This is a genomic window from Haloarcula rubra (genome assembly GCF_019599465.1).
Classification (GTDB): domain Archaea; phylum Halobacteriota; class Halobacteria; order Halobacteriales; family Haloarculaceae; genus Haloarcula; species Haloarcula rubra.
Window position 1 is genome coordinate 812,247 of sequence record NZ_RKLR01000001.1, and the last position, 14,514, is coordinate 826,760.

Consider the following 14,514-nt stretch of genomic DNA (forward strand, 5'->3'; position numbering starts at 1 on the left):
GCCGTTCACTCCTCGGGGGCGACCAGTTCGACCGCGTCCGCCTCGACGACGGCGGCGAGCGTCCCGGCCTCCAACTGCCCGAGTGCGATGGCCGAGTAGGCGGTCCCACCCTCGAAAGAGATGCCGTCGAGTTCGAGTTCGACCCTGCCGCGGTCCGTCGGTCGGAACGACAGGTCGTACGTGCCGGCCTCGACCGGGCGGTAGTCGCTGGCCTCGCGGAAGTCGACGCGCCCGACGACGTCCGCCGCTTCGCCGACGTCGAGCGAGATGCTCGGTGCGTCCGGCGACGTGTGGACGAGTCGGAGGTGTGCGACGTCCGCGGGCACCTCGCCGGTGTCGTCGCGGAGGAGCGTCGCCTCGATGTCGGTTATCAGCCCCGTCGCCAGCACCGTGTACGCGGTGTCCGGCGACAGCGAGACGGTCCGCTCGACGACGGTGGCGGTACTCCCCGCGGGGGCGATGGCCACCTCGTGGTCGCCGGGGTCGACGGGCGCGTAGTCGCTCAGCGTCGCGTACTCGACCTCCTCGAACCGGGTCGTCCCGTCGACGCCGACGTCCACGTTCGGCGCGTCCGGACAGCAGTGTCCGATGCGCAGTTGCGTACTGTCTGCCATGTCTGGCTCACCTGCCGGTTCGACACCGGCGGCGTGTTTCGTTATGGGGCTGATAGGGTCGGGTAAGGCCGGGGAACCGAACGCACCCCCAACCTACCGTGGTACACGATACCACAGAACAGTTAGACGGCTCGCGGTCCTACCCCGACTATGGACCTCGAACAGGTGTTCGGGCAGGTTCCAGACCCGACCGCTCACTCGTTCCCGGAGTACACCCTCGGTCAGGGGGACCCGGTGCGACCGGTGGCGGTCACCGAGGCGGAACTGTCGACGGTACTGTCGCTGTACGAGCGGTTCGCCGACGTCGACCCCAGCGGCGTCGATTCGAACCCGTTCTTCCGGGCGACGAGCGAGTTCCTCGAGCAGACGTTCGGGACGACGCTCAAACGACCCGACGAGCAGTTACACGACGACATCGCCGCGATGCTCAACGACTTCTCGGACGACCTCGGCGGGAAGGCGATGGGCGTCGTCGACGCCACGCCCGCCCACCACCGGACGCTGTACTTCTTCCTGACCAGTTGCAAGGCCTACCACGTCGCGCCGCACGTCCGGTTCGCGCCCGACCCGGACGCCGTCCAGACGCTGTACGACGTCTACGAGCGCGTGAGCGAACAGGAGTTCTACCTCAAGCGACCGAAGTCCGTCCTGGAGAGTTAGCGTTCGCTCGCCCGCGGGCCCCGCGGCGCTGATACCGCTGGGGCCCTACTGGCCGGTATGGACCCGGACGAGATACGGCGAGCGTGGGACGACGTCGCCGAGACGTACGCACAGCGGCGCGACCCGAGCGGGTCCGACGCCGCCCTCGTCGCGGACTTGCTGGCCGAACTGCCGCAGAACCCGACCGTGCTGGACGTGGGATGTGGCGACGGCGCGCGCACGCTGGCGAACCTCCCGCCGGGGAGTGTCGGCCTCGACTTCTCCCGCCGAGGGCTGGAGCTGGCGACGGAGACGGTCCCCGGCGCGCGACTGGTGCAGGGGGACATGACCGCGCTCCCGGTCGCCGACGACAGCGTCGACGGCGTCACGGCCTACCACGCCGTCTTCCACGTCCCGCGTGAGCGCCACCCCGAGGTGTACCGGGAGTTCGCCCGCGTCCTCCGGCCGGGCGGTCTCGTCCTCACGACGCTCCCGACCGGCCGGTTCGAGACCGTCCGCCGGGGGTGGATGGGCGGGTCGATGTTCTTCTCCGCGCCCGGGCGGCAGGCGACGCTCGACCAGTTACGCGCGGCGGGGTTCTCCGAGGTGTGGACCGAGACGGCCGACGACCCGCTGGGCACGTCGACGGAGTTCGCGTTCGCGCGACTGGGGTGACGGCGGTCGCGGCGTCGCCGGCGCGAAGGCCCCAACCGGGCAGCGTCGTCAGCCCACCGGCACACCCCTTCCCGGCGGTGCGTATTTCTAGTTGGGTGGTCTACACGAGAACATGGCGCTCGACGTCTCGGTTCCGGACCCGCCGTCGCTCCGCGGCCCACAGCCACGGGGCGGGTATCAGGCCATCGACGAGCCGGAGGAAGAGGTCGAAGACGACTACCGCCGCGAGGAGATAGAGCGCATCCTCGCCGACGGTGCGTGGCACGACGCCTTCGAGGAGTGGACGACCCAGACCGGTCTGACGGCCCCCGACTTCGACGTCGTCGTCGAACACGACCTCGTCGAGGGGTTCGACTTCTACTGGGACCCCGCCACCGACGAGGTGGGCTACCGGGCCCCGGCCCTACCCGACGAGGCCCGCGACGAACTCGACACCGACGACGTAGACGAGATAGAGTCGGAACTGGACTCGCTCGGTCGCGTCGTCTCGGAGATGCTGGAGAACGACTACCTCCTGCGGGACGACGAGACGTTCGGCTTCTTCGAGGACGACGCGACCGAGGAGACGTTCGACTACGACGACCGCGAGGAGTAGCGTGGTCGCGGTGAGGCCGGTTCGGGCGGGCGTGGTCGTCGCGGTGGCCATCACGCTGTTCGGCGTCGGAACGCTCGGCGCCCTCGTCTACGCGGACCTCACGACGGCGGTCACCCGCGACGACTTCGAGGCGTACAGACGGGGATGTGACGAGTTGGCGGGGCAGACCCGCCTCGTCGACGGCGGCCTCGGAATGCGCGAGACGACGCTGAACGAGACGCACGTACAGCGGTGTGAGAACACGACCTACGAGGAGTACCGACAGGAACGGCACCAGTCGCTCCGCACCGCACCCATCGGACTGGCACAGTGGCTCTCCTACGGCACTGTGGGCCTCCTGGCGACGGGAGGCGGCGTCGCCGTCCTTCGGCGGGAACTGGCCGCCCAACGGTAGCCGGTGGCGCGGTTACACCGGCCCACGACCCCGTCGAGTTCGGCGCTCGCCGACGACACGGTCTTCTCGCCCGGCCGCCTAACAGGAGTGCTATAGTGTCTGACAACGATCCGTTCGAGAACCTCGACGTCCCCGACGACCCGACCGCCGACTTAGACCGGGCGACACAGCGCCTGTCGGTCAGGACCGACGAACGCCGCTACGGCAAGCAGATGGTGCTAGTGGAGGGGTTCGACGGCGACACCGACGTCGAGTCGCTCGCCTCCGACCTGAAATCGTCGCTCGGGACCGGTGGAACGGTCAAAGAGGGACGTATCGAACTCCAGGGCGACCACGCCGACCGCGTCCGAGAACTCCTCGCCGAGAGCGGCTTCCAGACCACCTGAGACCGCTGACGGTCACCCCGAGCGTATTTTTTACCCGAGTCACTCCTCGGCCAGTTCGTCCTGCCACTGCTGGACTTTCGCCATCAGTTCGACCGGCGGCGTCTCGTCGACGTCGACGTCCGAGAGGGCCGCGAGCACGTCCTCGGCGTCCTCGCCGAATCGCTCTGCGAGGGCGTCCGTCGTGGTAGCGGCCCCACCGCCGTCGGCGCTCGCACGCTCACTGTCTGCCGACCCGCCGCCGAACGTCCCCGAGGAGAGGTCGAAGACGGCCTGTTTCGTCCCGCCACCGCCGCTCCCGCGAGCCTCGATGGCCTTCTCCTCGCGCAGGCGGTCCAGTACCTCCTGCGAGCGGTCGACCACCGGCCCGGGGACGCCGGCCATGTCGGCGACGTGAATCCCGTAGCTCCGGTCGGTCGGTCCGTCCCTGACGGTTCTGAGGAACGTCACGCCGTCCTCGCCCGCCGACTCCGGTTCGCCGGCGACGGCGACGTGGACGTTCTCGACGCGTTCGAGGTGGTCCGCCAGCGTCGTCAGTTCGTGGTAGTGCGTGGCGAACAGCGTCTTCGCGCGTACCTCGTTGTGGAGGTACTCCGTCGCCGCCCACGCGATGGAGATGCCGTCGAACGTCGCCGTCCCGCGGCCGACTTCGTCCAGAATCACCAGCGAGTCCTCTGTCGCGGAGTGGAGGATGTTCGACAGTTCCTGCATCTCGACCATGAACGTCGAGCGACCCTGCGCGAGTTCGTCGAGTGCGCCGACGCGGGTGTAGATGCCGTCGACGAGGCCCACGGTGGCGTCCCGCGCCGGGACGAAACTCCCCGCCTGCGCCAGTAGCGTGATGAGCGCGGCCTGTCGCATGTACGTCGACTTCCCGCTCATGTTGGGACCGGTGACGACGAGGAACTGCCGGTCGCGGTCCAGAAAGAGGTCGTTCGGGACGAACTCGGTGGTCTGCTCGACGACGGGGTGGCGACCGGCCTCGATGGACAGTTCCTCGCCGTCGGTCACGTCCGGCCGCGTCCAGTCGTTCTCGACGGCGTGGACGGCCAGCGACGCCAGCGCGTCGATTTCGGCGAGCGTCCGACCCACGTCCTGCATGAGCGTCGCGTGTTCGGCCACCCGTTGTCGGAGGTCCTCGAACAGGTCGTACTCCATCTCGTGGCGGCGCTCCTCCAGTCGCAGGACCGCCCGCTCTTTCTCGTCGAGTTCGGGGATGGTGTAGCGTTTCGAGTTCTTCAGCGTCTTTATCTCCTCGTACTCCTCGGGGACGCTGTCCGTCTCGGACTTCCCGACCTGAATGTAGTAGCCGTCGGTCTTGTTGCGGTCGACCGAGAGGTGGGTGATGCCGGTGCGCTCTTTCTCGCGGTCGGGCAGGGTCTCCAGCCACTCCAGCGCGCTCTCGTGGTCGTCGATAATCTCGTCCAGACTGTCGTCGTAGCCCCGCCGGAACAGGCCGCCCTGCGTGACCGTCCCCGGCGGGTCCTCGACGAGCGCTGCGTCCAGTTCGGCGGCGAGGTCGGCGGCGGCCTCGCGGTCCGCGCCCGAGAGCGCGTCGGCCAGCGGCGACTCGGCCAGTCGCTCGGTCTGCTCGACGGCGTCGGCGACCTGCGGGAGCAGTGCCAGCGTCTCCTGGGCGGCCCGGAGGTCCCGGGCGTCGGCGCTCCCGGAGGTGGCACGGGAGGCCAGTCGTTCGAGGTCGTAGGCGTCCGAGAGGGTCTCTCGGATGGTCTCGCGGGCCATCGCCTCGCGGGTCAGCGCCGCCACGGAGGACTGCCGGCGGTGGAGTTCCCCCCGGTCACGGCGGGGGCGCTGGAGCCACCGGCGGAGGAGTCGCCCGCCGGCGGCCGTCGTGGTGTGGTCGACGGTGTCGAACAGCGACCCCGACTTCCCGCCCTGCATCGTCTCGGTGAGTTCGAGGTTCCGCTGGGTGGTCGCGTCCAGCGCGACGTGTTCGCGGGCGCCGTAGGCCTGTAACCGCGTGACGGCGGCGAGCGTCCCGACGCCGGTCTCTTCGACGTACGAGAGGACCGCACCGGCGGCGGCGATAGCCGCGTCGTCGTCGGCGATGCCCACGCTCGACAGCGTCTCGGCGCCGAACTGCTCGCGTACCCGGTGGCGGGCCCGGCCGGGCGCGAACGACTCCGTCGCGTGGAGGCTCACGGCAGCGTCGGAGCGCTCCGAGAGGGCGTCCAGAAAGTCGTCGTCGTTCCGCAGGTCGGGGCCGGGCAGGACCTCCGCCGGGGCGAAGGTGTACAGTTCGGTGAGGACGGCGCCGGGGTCGGCGTCGTCGAGTTGCGTGACCTGAAACTGGCCGGTCGTCACGTCGGCGAAGGCCAGTCCGTAGGTGTCGCCGTCGCGGGAGGACTGCCGGACGACGGCGGCGAGGTACTGTGCGGAAGCGTCACCGGTTTCGAGGTGTGTCCCGGGCGTCACCACGCGCGTTATCTCGCGGGCGTGGCCGTCGGCCGTCTCGTGTTGGTCGGCGACGGCGACGCGGTACCCCCGTTCGACCAGCGCGGAGACGTACGGCGTCAAGTCGTCGACGGGGACGCCGGCCATCGGGTACGACGACCCGTGGGAGGACTTCTGGCTCACCTTCAGGTCCAGTTCCTCGGCCACCAGTTCGGCGTCGTCGGCGAAGAACTCGTAGAAGTCGCCACACTGCATCGTCAGCACGTCGGCGTCGGTCTCCTCCTTGAGCGAGAGGAACTCCCCGACGATACCCGTCGCCTCTGTCATAGCCGTTCCTCTGTCCGTCCCCGGGGTAAGGATTGCGGGAGCGGCGCGACTCTACGGCGCCAGTCGCTCCAGTTTCTCGACCTGGAGTTCGGTGACGTCCCGGAGACTCTCCAGCGGCCCGTCGTCGTACAGGCCGACGTTGAGCGAGAGGTTGCGGTAGGTGACGATGGCGTGCGCTTCGTCGCCGAAGGTCACGAGCGTGCCCTCGTCGCCGTACTGGAGGGCCGTGGCGGTGGCGTCGTCCTCCTCACGGTATAGCTCGACGAGGTTGTCGTGGTCGAAGACGGCGCCGTCGACGCTCGTCCGTCGGGAGAGGCCCAGACTTATCTGGTGGGAGCGGTCGCCGTCGACGAACACCTCGTAGCCGACGCTGAACGTATCGTCCCGGCGATTCGAGGGACTCTGCTCCCACGTCGCCCCCGACGGGAGTTCCCCGCGGGTGAGGACCAGTGTCTCCGGGTGTGCCTCGAACAGCGCGACGGTCGGTGTCGACGTCGGCGTCGGACCGACCGTCGGCAGCGAGTCGGAACAGCCAGCGAGTGCCGCGACACCGACCAGCGAGAGAAATCCGCGGCGGTCGTAGCGAGGGTCGTCGGTCATGCGCTTGAGAATTCAGGTATTGAATATAACGTTGCTGGTCCCGAGATATTCAGGCCACGACAGCCCCCCTCCGCGTGGTCGTCTCCGTACAGAACGCGGGCCGCGAGCAGCTATCGACCGCGTTCGCCGAAGAGGTATTCACGGAGTGTGACCTCGAGAACCGCGTCGAGTAGTCACCGGCGCAGGGATTGCGGGAGCGGTCGGCGTGACTTGGCGCCGCCGACCGAGTTAGCTGTCGGTCTGGGTGCCGCCCTGGCCGTCGGTCGTCGTCTCGTTTCCGTTTCCGCTGCCGTTCCCGGTCGTGTCGCCGTCCATCGGGGTCGCGACGTCGGCGAACGCGGCGACGGCCTCGACCCGCGTGTTAGTCGTCCGGCGGACGAACTCGGCCACGTCGGACCCCGGCGGCGAGTCGACGAGGTCACGGAGGGATTCGCCGCCGGCGACGACGAACTCCGAACCCGAATCCGTCTCGACGACGATGTCGCTCGCGCTCTCGCCCTGTCGCGGCTGGAGCCGGACGACGGAGCCGACCCGCTCGCCCGTCGTCGTCCCGAGCAACTGGAGCGTCGCGTCGGCGAGGTTCGTGACTTCGCTCGGGTTCGTGTCGGTGAACACGTAGACCGCACCGGCGTTCACCGCGCCGATTTCGCTCTCGGGAACGCCGACGACCACGTCCTGCTGGCCCGTGCCGGTCACGTCGCCCACCTGCACGACGTAGCCGGGTCGCCCGGACAGCGGGACGTTCCCCGCCCGGTCGGGCAACGGCTGGATGGCTTCGTCGGGGAACCGGTCCGGTTGCTGTCGGACACGGAAGATGCCCCACAGGCCCGCTTCGAGGCGGCGGCGCTGCTTCGTCTCCTGATAGATGTAGTCACCGTTGCCGCTGCCGCTCCCTAACCCACCTGCTCCACCGAGCAGGCTGAACGTCTCGGCCTTTCCGGGGCTGAGTTGCCCGTCGACGCCGATGACGGGCGACTCGTCGACGCCTTGGAAGCGCTGCCACTGATGGTCTGCGAGGTGGAACGCGACCGCCCGGGCTTTGTCGGCGCCGCTTGCGACCCGGAACCGGACGGGGTCGTCGGTGAGCGCCTTCCAGATAGGCGTGTTCGGGTCGCCGTGGACGCGCGAACTGTAGACGAGGTGCTGGGCGTCGTTGTTCTCGAACCGGCGGACGAACGGTTCCGAGCGGTAGTTGACGCCGCCGTACCCCTGGTCCTCGGTGTCGCCGAGTTGGGTGCAGGGGGCGTCCGGGTTCTCGATGTCCGGGCCCGGCGGCACCACGCAGTCGTCGGGGTCGTCCCGGTTCAGGATGAACTGTCCGTCGGCGAAGATGAGCGCGTTCTCGCGGAAGTCCGGTTCGCCGTTTCCGGTATCAATCATCGACGCCGCACTCGTGACGCTGACTTCGCCAGTTCGGTTGTCGAGCGTCACCGAATCCCGTGGCTCGATAACCAGCTGACCGAAGGCACCGTGATGACGGGTGCTGCGGATGTCGGCCATGTCCCACAGGATCGAGGTTCCCACCTCGCCGCTGGCGAACCAGCGGTAGGTGACGGTCTCGCCCCGGTCGACCGTGGTATCGTAGTTGAATCCGACCGTCGACCCGTTCGAGCCGTTGACGTCGTAGTCGAGCAGGAGCGGGTGTAACGAGATGCGCTCCGAGCGGTCCCAGTCCTGCGAGACGCGCATCTTCGGGTGCGGGTGGTCGTCGTTAGGGTCCTCGGGCAGGTCGTTGGTGAGGTTTATCTCGATGCAGTCGCCATCGTTGGCGTGGAGCGTCAGCGGTTCGACCGGGCGTTCGCCGTTCTTTATCTCGTCGACGTAGCGGTCGAGCGCGAAGACGACGCCGTACTCGTCGTGGTCGCCGTAGTCGTTGTACGGGATGTCCACCTGAAACGCCGTCACGTCGAACGACCGCACCGGGGCGTCGTCGGGACAGGGGTCGCCGGCGTCGTCGGGTGCCGGTGGAATCTCCCCGATGCTTCCGTTCTGGCGGGCGTCCCGGTCCGGCGGAAACGCTCGGTCGTCGTCGCTGGCATAGCGGAGTTTGGCTCGCTGTCCCTCCGCGGCCCAGTCGAAATCGGCGAACGGCGCCGGGTGTCCCATCGCCTCGAGTTGAGCCTCGGAGATGGACTCGCTCGGTGCGTCTTGGCCGGGGAGGGTCTGAAGGTGGTCCACCTGGGCGTCCCAGACGCGGGCTAGCCCCCACATCCCAGTCCACATGTCGTCGATGGTGTTCGAGCCGTACCGGTAGTCCCGCACCGGCAGGCCGTCCGGGTTCGTGATGTGGTCGAAGCCGGGGTCGGTCTCCGACGACGAGACTCTGAACGTGAACGCCTCCGAGGTGCCGATGACCTGCGAGACGGAGTCCTGCTGTGCGAACCCCTCCGGGTCGAACTGGAGGCCCTGGAGACCGAAGTTGTGCTGTTCCTCGTAGGACCCCTGGAACAGTCGGAGCCTGAGCGGGTCGCCAGCGTACGCCTCCAGGACCGGCGTCTCGGGGTCGCCGTGAGTTTTCGAACTGTGGACGTACGCCGGGTCCTCGTCGTCGCGGTGGTAGAACGGCGAGTTCCGGTAGTTGATGGCCATCGTCCCGGCGTTCTGGTTGTGCTCCTCGTCGGGGTTGACGAACTCGCCCGTGTCACCGTCCCGCAACTGCGCGAAGTCGTGGTAGTGGAGCGCCTGTTCGCGGAAGGCCTCGCTCTCCGGCGGGTCGATGATGGCCTGTGCGCCGCTGTAGAGTGGGTCGCCCGAGTACGGGTCCAGCCACTCCGACCCCTTCGGTTCGACGATGAGACCGCAGAACAGGCCGTGCATGCCCTCCGAGACGCCGATGATGTGGTCGTGGAAGAAGATGGCGCCCTCCTCGTCGGCGTACCAGCGGTACTGCATCGTGTCGCCGGGGTCGGTCGACTGCTCGTAGTTGAACCCCGTCGTGACCGACTCCGACCCCAACTGGTCGAATCCGACGAAGTGCGGGTGGACCGACGTCGGGAATCCCTCTTCCAGTTCGTTCTGCAGTCGGACCTCCACGCAGTCGCCGACGTTGGCCCGGACGAACAGCGGTTCGGGGTTCAGGTCGCCGTTCCGGAGGAGGTCGGCGTCGTCGACGTCGATAGTCTCCTGAACGGTCCCGTCGGGGTCCTTGATTTGCACCCGGTCGAGGACGTAGACCAGCGCCTCCGGGTCGTAGTCGCCCGAATCGTTGTAGACGATTCCGTTCTCGTTGCCCGGTCGCGTCACCACGATGGTGTACTCGACGATGCGTTCGGGTTCGGGACTGGTACACGGGTCGGCGTACGGCGCGCCGGGAACGATGTCCTCTGCCGGACCGAACACCTGTTCTTCGACGTCGGTCGGTTGACGTGGGTTATCCACCGACGAGAGCGGCGGTTTCGGGGGCAGATTGCCGATAGGACTCTCGTCCGGGCCGAGGTCGTACACATCGCGGATGGCGTCGGCGACGAACTCCGGGTATCCCGGCGTGTCGTCGTCCGGGCCGACGAGGCCGCTGGAGTTCGGGAGCGGCACCAGGTCTGGTTGCACCTCGTCGTGGATGCGCATGATGGCCCACATCCCCTCGGCGTAGTGGGGGAACAGGTGGCAATGGAAGAGGACGTCGCCCGCCGACTGGTGGACGTAGCCCGCACCGACCTCGAACGCGTCCTCGAAACTAGTGCCCGGGCGAAGTGTCCCGGGGCCGTGGCCGGCGACGAGGTACGCATCGTACGTGTCCCCGAGGCCGATGGTCTGGGCGTCGATGGTGTCGGATGCCGTCCGGGGCACCTCCTTCCAGCGGGACTGGTGGAGGTGATGGACGTGGTTCTCCTCCAGCGAGGCCCCGACGAAGGTGTACTTCACCGGGTCGCCCTTGTACGTCTCGAAGACGTTGTCGCCCCCACCGGGGTCCCCGTTGGTCCAGGAGTTGTAGAACTCGTCGTCGCGCTGGCCGAGCGGGTCCGCCCGGTAGTTGATGGCGTGTATCGTCTGCGGTTCGTCGCTGTCGGGCCAGAATACCTCGGGTTTCATCCCCTCGGGCGTGTGGTAGAACGGGACGAACTCCCGGTAGGTCGTCCCGAGCCCGTCGGGGTCGTGGATGACCGCCCGCGTCCCGCTCCGGAGTTCCCCGCCGGTTTCGGGGTCGGTCCACGTCGCTCCCTCGGGTTCGACGACGATGGCGCCGAACAGCCCACGCGAGAGGAGGTTCGCCTCCTGGGGCGGTTCGTCGGCGCTGTCGACGGCCTGATTGGCCCCGTCGTAGAAGAAGTGCGTCCCCGTGTGGGTCGCCTCCCACCGGTACTGGACGGTGTCGCCCGGCGGTGCGGTCGTGTCGGGATTCAGGCCGACGGCCATCCCGTCGGACGTCCGCACGTTGTACGGCAGGGCCGTCTGGTGCATCGAGGCGTGCCGGTCGAGATGGTTCACGAAGCGTATCTGTATCGTGTCTCCCTCGTTGGCCCGGATGACCAGCGGTTCGATGACCGAGGTGTCGACCTCGTCTCCGTCTGCGTCGTCGTCCGGTGGTCCCCGACCCCGTCCCTGTCCGGAGTTCGAGTCCGTCTGGGTCGTCTCCGTCTCCTCGTCGACCAGCGAGAAGCCGTCGTCGGGGGCGACGCCCGACGCCGCGCGCACGGCGTCGAGGTTCTCCTCCAGAACGTACATCACGCCGTTCGGTTGGTGGAGGCCGAACCGGTTGTAGAAGATGTCCACCTCGACCGCGTGGACGGTGAATTGCCGGGTCCGACCGCCGTTCGGTCGGTTCTGTGAGCGGGCGGTCTGTGAGTCGTCGTCACCGTCGAACAGCGTCGTCGAGAGGGGGAGCACTCCGAGTCCCTGAACGAACGTCCGGCGCTCGACCGGAGCCACGTCGGTCGGTGTGTCAGTGTCGTCCGAGTTCGATGACATTCGTCTTCCCTCCCATACGCCACGGGATTGGTAACGACCCCGTTTCCAGTCGTAACGAGCTACTAACACGTTGAGCGGAGACACGGTGTGTGAGATACCGGACAGCGATGTGGTGCGGGACGATGCCACGCAGAGAGTGGCGTCGGGCGGTCGACAGAGACCGCAGCGAACGGTCCGAAGATAGTGCTCAGTAGCGGTATATAGACCGTACTGCACCGACAACACCATTTAGCCGTCTTCGAAACGGCAGGGTACAGGCCGGACGACTGGTCCCGAACGACGGGCACCGCCCGGTCCACACAATCATGACCGAAACGTTCCGCGTCGCCTTCGTCTGCGTACAGAACGCCGGCCGTTCCCAGATGTCGACGGCCTTCGCCGAACGGGAGGTCGCCGAACGCGGGCTCGGCGACCACGTCGAAATCGTCACCGGCGGCACCGACCCCGCGGACCGCGTCCACCCGGAGGTCGTCGAAACCATGCGGGAACTCGACGTCGACCTCTCCGAGCGGACCCCGCGCCACGTCTCGACCGAGGAACTGGACGCCTGCGACCTCGTCGTCACGATGGGGTGTTCGACCCTCTCGCTCTCGACCGACGTCGAGGTCCGCGACTGGGCGCTGGACGACCCGGACGGGCGGGACGCCGAGGCCGTCCGCGCGATTCGGGACGAGGTGCGCCACCGAGTCGCCGACGTGTTCGACGACGTCGAATCCCAGTTAGAAGCGGCTTAAGCGGTCAGCTATATCAACCGTGAGACGGTAACGGGTCACAATGCGCGTGGCGCACCGTGGCTGGGGGGCCCTCGCCGTCGCACTCCTACTCGTTCTCACCTCGGTCGCTCCAGCGGCAGGGACGGGTGAGGCGCCCGGCGAGGTGCGCTACACCGGGCCACTCGACGGGCTAGACACGACGGCGGGGCCCGGGCCGGCCGACGACGGGCCCAGTCCCGACCTGTCGGCCCCCACCGCGTCGACCGACCCGACGGCCAGCGTGCAACAGGTCGCCGACGAGGACGCCATCCGGCAGACCCAGACGTACGCGCTGACACCGGACACCCCCGGCGAGGTGGGGGTCGAACTGACGTACGAGATTCCGGACCGCGTCGTCTCGCTGGAGACGGCGATTCCGGCCAACGCGACGGGCGTCAGCACCGACGGCTTCGACCGGGTCAACGAGACCACCTTCGAGTGGGACGGCACGACCGCGACGGCGACCATCGACTACCGTATCGAACCCAACCGGACCATCGAGCAGAGCGGGCCGGAGGGGGCCGAGGGCCGGTACGTCGCCGTCGACGCCGGCGAGTGGGCGCTCATCAGTCGATCCCGGACCCCGACGCGGTGGCGGTACACCGGCACCGACCCCGTCGTCTTCCGGCAGAACGTGACGACGGCCGAGGCGGGCGCGGCCGGCGACCAACTTGTGTATCTCGGCCCGGTCGCGACCTTCGAGCGGACCGACAACGGGCAGACGTTCCGCCTCGTGGTCCCGGAGCGCGCGCAACTGACGGCGTCGCCGCCCGCGATACTCGACTCGCTCGTGAACGCCTCGGACGCCCTGCAGGTCGGCGACCGTGACGAGGACGTGTTCGTCGTCGCCGCCCCGACCGACGGCGTCGACTGGGGCGTCCGGGGGTTAGAGACCGGCGGGTCCGATATCTGGGTGCGAGACAGCGAGCCACTGGACACTCCGGACAACGTCTGGCTCCACGAGTACGTCCACAGCAGGCAGGCGTTCACGACCACGCGCGAGACCCGCTGGCTGACCGAGGGGACGGCGGTGTACTACGCGGCGCTCCTGACGCTCGAACAGGACCACATCGGCTTCGCGACGTTCCGCGACGCCATGGACGACGGCCAGCGGGACTTCTACGCCGACGTGGTGCTGGCCGACCCCTCGACGTGGGACCGCAACGCCAACTACGTCAAGGGGCCGCTGGTAGCCGGCCGCGTCGACGAGGAAGTCCGTCGCCAGACCGACAGGGAGTCGACGCTGCAGGCGACGTTCAGGCGGCTGAACGGACTGAACCAGCCGGTGACACAGGAGACGTTCCTGAGCGCGGTCGAACGGGCCGGTGGCGACGCCGCGCGGGCGGAGACGGCCGACTACACCGAGACCACGGCGCCCGTGACGATGTGGAACCAGACGGTCCACGCCCGCGTGTTCGCGCAGTTGCCCGCCAGAATCGGCTACGCCCTCCCCAACGCGACCGCGGACGGCGGCTACCGCGTCGCCGGCCCCTACCGGACCGCGACGCTCACGAACACCACCCCGATACGGCTCGCGACCGGCGAGACGCTGACCGTCGGCACAGTCGTGCGCAACACCGGCGGCACCGAGGGCACCTACAACGCGACCCTCGACGTCAACGGGACGAGCGTGACCGGCGAGCAGGGACGCATCGGTCCCGGCAACGAGACGGTCGTGCCGCTCTCGCACACGTTCACCGCGGCCGGGCGGTACGTCCTGAGCGTCGACGGCGACAACGTCACGGTGGTCGTCGAGCGGCCGGCCGAGACACGCGTCACCGGCGTCGAGGTCAGTTCCAGCACGGCGACCCAGGGCGGGTCCGTCGTCGTCACCGCGACGGTGGTCAACGACGCGCGGGTGCCCGCCGACGGGACGGTCGTGTTCACCCGGGACGACGAGACGGTGGCGACCCGCGAGGTGTCGCTCCCGCCCGAGAACACGACCCGCGTGGCCAGCGGCGTCACCCTCCCGCAGTCCGGCGACGTGTTCCTCTCCGCGAACGGCGCCCCGCCGGTCGCGGTGACGGTCACGCCCGTGAACGAGTCGAACACGACGGTCGTGACGGAGACGGCGACGACCAGTACGACCGGCGAGTCCGGTCCCGGGTTCACCGCCATCGGGTCGCTGGTGGCGCTCGTCGTGGCGCTCGCGGCCGTCGCTCGTCGGTACTCCGAGCGGTCCCGAGCCAGTCGATAGCCACCAATTAGTACCACC

General features: G+C 68.4%; 11 protein-coding genes. 7 read left to right on the plus strand and 4 right to left on the minus strand.

All coding sequences use genetic code 11. The features are described 5' to 3' along the window. Nucleotides 1-5: 5 nt before the first annotated feature. Complete coding sequence (locus EGH21_RS04350) at nucleotides 6-614, minus strand: DUF4397 domain-containing protein (protein ID WP_220617226.1); 609 nt, start codon at nucleotides 612-614, stop codon at nucleotides 6-8. Nucleotides 615-764: 150 nt separating this feature from the next. On the opposite strand from EGH21_RS04350, the gene EGH21_RS04355 reads away from it, so the two are divergent. The 5 genes from EGH21_RS04355 to EGH21_RS04375 all read left to right on the plus strand — a co-directional run bounded on the left by EGH21_RS04355 (nucleotide 765) and on the right by EGH21_RS04375 (nucleotide 3,303). Next, the gene (locus EGH21_RS04355; protein WP_220617227.1) at nucleotides 765-1,274 is read left to right on the plus strand and encodes a hypothetical protein; all 510 of its coding nucleotides are present in this window, start codon (nucleotides 765-767) and stop codon (nucleotides 1,272-1,274) included. A gap of 57 nt (nucleotides 1,275-1,331) precedes the next feature. Next, nucleotides 1,332-1,928 carry a class I SAM-dependent methyltransferase gene (locus EGH21_RS04360; protein WP_220617228.1) on the plus strand — a complete coding sequence of 199 codons (597 nt, stop codon included), beginning with the start codon at nucleotides 1,332-1,334 and terminating at the stop codon, nucleotides 1,926-1,928. A 112-nt stretch (nucleotides 1,929-2,040) separates the two neighbouring features. Continuing rightward, nucleotides 2,041-2,523 (plus strand): DUF7992 family protein, encoded by a 483-nt coding sequence (locus EGH21_RS04365; protein ID WP_220617229.1) that lies wholly within the window; start codon nucleotides 2,041-2,043, stop codon nucleotides 2,521-2,523. Nucleotide 2,524: 1 nt separating this feature from the next. Beyond that, nucleotides 2,525-2,917, plus strand: coding sequence for a hypothetical protein (locus tag EGH21_RS04370; protein WP_220617230.1), 393 nt, complete (start codon nucleotides 2,525-2,527; stop codon nucleotides 2,915-2,917). A 95-nt stretch (nucleotides 2,918-3,012) separates the two neighbouring features. After that, on the plus strand, nucleotides 3,013-3,303 hold the full coding sequence (locus EGH21_RS04375; RefSeq protein WP_220617231.1) for an SUI1 family translation initiation factor: 291 nt from the start codon (nucleotides 3,013-3,015) through the stop codon (nucleotides 3,301-3,303). A 39-nt stretch (nucleotides 3,304-3,342) separates the two neighbouring features. Here EGH21_RS04375 and mutS read toward each other — a convergent pair whose 3' ends face one another. The 3 genes from mutS to EGH21_RS04390 all read right to left on the minus strand — a co-directional run bounded on the left by mutS (nucleotide 3,343) and on the right by EGH21_RS04390 (nucleotide 11,547). Beyond that, entirely contained in the window at nucleotides 3,343-6,042 is a 2,700-nt protein-coding gene (gene mutS / locus EGH21_RS04380) for a DNA mismatch repair protein MutS (RefSeq protein WP_220617232.1), read from the minus strand. Between the two features lie 51 nt (nucleotides 6,043-6,093). Next, nucleotides 6,094-6,642, minus strand: coding sequence for a hypothetical protein (locus EGH21_RS04385; RefSeq protein WP_220617233.1), 549 nt, complete (start codon nucleotides 6,640-6,642; stop codon nucleotides 6,094-6,096). A 228-nt stretch (nucleotides 6,643-6,870) separates the two neighbouring features. After that, entirely contained in the window at nucleotides 6,871-11,547 is a 4,677-nt protein-coding gene (locus EGH21_RS04390) for a multicopper oxidase domain-containing protein (RefSeq protein WP_220617234.1), read from the minus strand. A gap of 305 nt (nucleotides 11,548-11,852) precedes the next feature. Here EGH21_RS04390 and EGH21_RS04395 point away from each other — a divergent pair, with 305 nt between their 5' ends. Both EGH21_RS04395 and EGH21_RS04400 read left to right on the plus strand, forming a co-directional pair. Then, nucleotides 11,853-12,281: an arsenate-mycothiol transferase ArsC gene (locus EGH21_RS04395; RefSeq protein ID WP_220617235.1), complete on the plus strand. Its 429-nt coding sequence runs from the start codon at nucleotides 11,853-11,855 to the stop codon at nucleotides 12,279-12,281. Nucleotides 12,282-12,321: 40 nt separating this feature from the next. Then, on the plus strand, nucleotides 12,322-14,496 hold the full coding sequence (locus tag EGH21_RS04400; protein WP_220617236.1) for a PGF-CTERM sorting domain-containing protein: 2,175 nt from the start codon (nucleotides 12,322-12,324) through the stop codon (nucleotides 14,494-14,496). Nucleotides 14,497-14,514: the final 18 nt, after the last annotated feature.